The organism is Tunicatimonas sp., from assembly GCF_049647865.1.
In the GTDB taxonomy this organism is placed as follows: domain Bacteria; phylum Bacteroidota; class Bacteroidia; order Cytophagales; family Cyclobacteriaceae; genus Tunicatimonas.
This window is the reverse complement of record NZ_JBARYM010000914.1, coordinates 1-2,503: the sequence shown is the minus strand read 5'-3', so window position 1 is coordinate 2,503 and position 2,503 is coordinate 1. Positions and strand designations below refer to the sequence as shown.

Annotated in this window: 1 protein-coding gene and 1 pseudogene; both read left to right on the top strand. The window is 49.9% G+C overall.

The features are described from left to right. Positions 1 to 981, top strand: a pseudogene (locus WBA23_RS25890) (SusC/RagA family TonB-linked outer membrane protein); the annotation flags it as partial. 32 nt (positions 982 to 1,013) lie between these two features. After that, the coding region (locus WBA23_RS25885) for a RagB/SusD family nutrient uptake outer membrane protein (protein ID WP_424585173.1) at positions 1,014 to 2,503 on the top strand (1,490 nt) is incomplete at its 3' end.

The window sequence follows — 2,503 nt, the reverse complement described above, 5'->3', positions numbered from 1 at the left end:
CAATGGGAGGTATCTTCTCAGATAGATATTGGCGTTGATTTCGCCTTCCTCGACTACCGTTTAACCGGCACAATAGATTACTTCAATAAAGAATCCTCTAATATACTGTTGGAAGTTGTTCCGGCTGACCCAGTAGAACCCACTGCCTTGTACTGGGATAATATCCCCGACATGCGGATTCTTAACAACGGCATTGAGCTGGCCTTGGACTACCAAAGCGATGGACAGCGAGACTTCTCGTATAATATCGGCGGCAACGTTACCTACATCCAAAATCGGGTGCAAGATTCACCCTACTCGGTACTGACCACGGGGGCAGCCCAAGGCTCGGGCCAAACGGGGGCAACGATTAACGGATACGTCAACGACCAGCCTTTGGGAGCATTCTATATGCTTCAGTTTGATGGCATTGATGCCGACACCGGCTTGAATACTTTCGTGGATACCAACGGCGACGGTGAAGTATTAGACGATGACCGTAGCGTGGTGGGAAGTGCTATTCCCGATTTCATCTACGCGTATTACGTAAATGCTACCTACAAATCGTTTGACCTGAGTTTGAACTTCAATGGGGTAGCCGGTAACGAGGTTTACAATCATACGACCATGACCCTGTTTAACAAGGCGCTGCTCGCCCGGTCGAATAACACAACCGATTTTGCGGTTCAGTATCCCAATGAATTGCTCAGCAATGCCAATACGGTATCTACTCGCTATTTGGAGAACGGCTCATTCTTACGATTAAACAACGCAACCATTGCGTACAGCCTAAACACCGAAAAGTTGGGATTGGGGGATGTAGTTCAAACGATCCGACTGGCGTTAACGGGACAAAACCTATTCGTTATCACCGACTACTCGGGGTTTGACCCTGAGGTTAATACCGGATCTGCTTCAGCCGACATTCAAACCTTCGGGATCGACCGATTTACCTATCCGAGGGCCAGAACGTTTTTGTTCAGCCTGAATGTCTCATTCTAATTGTACTACTCACCACTGTAATATCCAATACGATGAAAAACCTCAGATTTTACAAAACCCTACCGATATTTCTGTTCTTGTTCACTTTTCTTGCTTGCACTGACTTAGAGGAAGAGATTCTGGATGAATCGCTTACCGGAACTGGCCAGGCCGAACTGGTGAGTGGGTCTATCGCCCCGGTTTACGGACTTTTACGCCAGGTGTGGTTGCATACGGTGAATTTCGGGCTTCAGGAAGTTGCCTCCGACGAAGCCATCCTTCCCTACCGGGGGGGTACGGACTGGTTTGATGGGGGTAAGTTCATAGCGGTCCATCAACACCTTATGACGCCGGGCAATAGCTTAATAGGAGATTCGTGGACGTTTATCACGTTATCGCTCTCTCGGGCGGTGATTGCGGAAGAGCGCTTACGCCAGCAAGCCAACACCAACGATGCGCAGGCGCAAAACGCTCTTAATGAGATGATCGCTATGAAGGCTTACCTTAATATGCTGGCCTTGGATAACTGGGGGCTTGTCTTTAGAAAGGAAAGCTCAGACCAACTGTCGGAGATTCTTCGGGGACCTGAGGCGGTTACCTACCTTGAAAGTGAGCTCTTATCAGTAGTAGATGTCTTGAACAACGATCAAGGCCCGGGCCGCTTAACGCAAGATGCCGTAAAGGCACTGCTGGCCCGCCTGTACCTGAATGCAGCCGTGTACCGCGATCCCTACGGCACGCCCGAATTTGAGGATGCTGACCTAGACAAGGTGCTACAATATACTGATGATCTGATCGCGGGACCCTATTCTTTATCTCCGGAATATTTTGATCTGTTCAACGATGACAACCATACCAACCCTGAGATTATCTTTGCCCTGGACCAACGAGGGGTACTCCAAACCGAACACAGCCGGTGGGCCTACTGGTCTATATCCGGCGACCAGGTTCCCCGACCCGAATTCCCCAATACCCGGGGAACCGATGCGGTGGCGGCTACCCCTGATTTTTATCAGACGTGGGTAGATGCTTACGGTAGCGTAGACCCGGCTGATGCCGATGCCCGCTTCTTTAAACAAAACACCATGGTGCCCGAAGAGCTTCAAGATCTTAGTGGGGTAACCCCGGCTAATGACTCGGATCACTTCTACTGCGTAGCGGCTGATGAATTTGAAATCAACCGGGGAATACTCCGCGGTATTATCTGGGGGCCTAGAAAAGACGAGGGGGGCAATATTTTGACGTGCGATGACGGAGGGGTACGCATCTATCCGGTAGTCAACCGAAGAACCAGCGGGGCTAACCTCCGGTACGTAGATCACACATTAGGGGTCGATTTTACCGCGGAGGGTAGCTTACATAACACGGGTCATCGCTTCTCCAAGTATCAATTCAGTCGAACAGCTCCCAACTGCTGTACTAATAGTAGCGTTTATATTGTCCTGATCCGTTTGGGTGAAATTTATTTAATGCGAGCCGAAGCCAAGCTACGGAAAGGCGATATGGCCGGAGCACTGGCTGATATCAATACCTTACGGACTTC